The organism is Burkholderia sp. Bp9099 (assembly GCF_003857805.1).
In the GTDB taxonomy this organism is placed as follows: Bacteria; Pseudomonadota; Gammaproteobacteria; order Burkholderiales; family Burkholderiaceae; genus Burkholderia.
In genome coordinates, this window is record NZ_QTPU01000097.1 from 1 (window position 1) to 881 (window position 881).

Consider the following 881-nt stretch of genomic DNA (forward strand, 5'->3'; position numbering starts at 1 on the left):
TCAGAGTCCTTGCTGGCAATCTTCACCAACATCACGAACCGGGTCTGGCGTTCGACGAGTGTTGCAATCTGACTGTTGGCGTTGCCGAACAGCAGATCGCCTTCCCAGTGCCCGGGTATTGCTCGATCCTCGGCCGTGCCCGGGCGTTCACTGATCGATATGGCATCGCGGATGTTCGTGCGGTCCTCGGTCTTCAGTGTGTGTTGACGCGATCGACGCATCGCCCGAGAACGGCGCAGGTGTTCCAGCAGTTCTCTTTTCAGCGCACCACGGGCCTGGATATAGAGGCTCCGATAGATAGTCTCGTGCGACACCTGATAGTCCTTGTTGACCGCATACACGTGCTTGAGCCAACCCGCAATCTGCTCCGGCGACCACTGCAATCGGAGCTTGCTTGCCACAACCTGGGCGAGTGTCCGATTCCTGACCAGCTTACATGTCTTTGGGCGCCGTGCGCGGTCCCAGGCGAGCGCGTCGGCCTGGGTCGCCCGATAGTACTACCTTCCGCCATTTCGCTGCACTTCGCGGCTGATAGTAGATGGCGCACGTCCTAACCGCGCCGCTATCGATCGAATCGACTGGCCGGCGACGACTGCGCGCGAGATTTCCTCGCGTTCGGCAAGCGTCAAGGCCAGCTTTGAACGGTGTCGAGGCGCTGGCTGTATTCCGCCAGTCCTGACGAGAATCCCCTGAATAGAGGAATGGTGGCGATCGAACAGTTGGGCAATCTGATGAAGCGTGTCACCCTTGCGCCACCGCTCCCACATCAGGGCCTTTTGAGTCTCGGTGTAGTAGATCCTGCGCCGCTGTTTCATTTGCAACACCTCCACTGCTTACGCAGCGTCTAGTGTGTTGCATCGACCGGTTGAATCCACCGCCGA

The 881-nt window shown here is 59.1% G+C and carries 1 pseudogene; it reads right to left on the reverse strand.

From position 1 onward, the window contains the following. Nucleotides 1-815: pseudogene (locus DIE17_RS37055) on the reverse strand (IS30 family transposase); the annotation flags it as partial. Nucleotides 816-881: the final 66 nt, after the last annotated feature.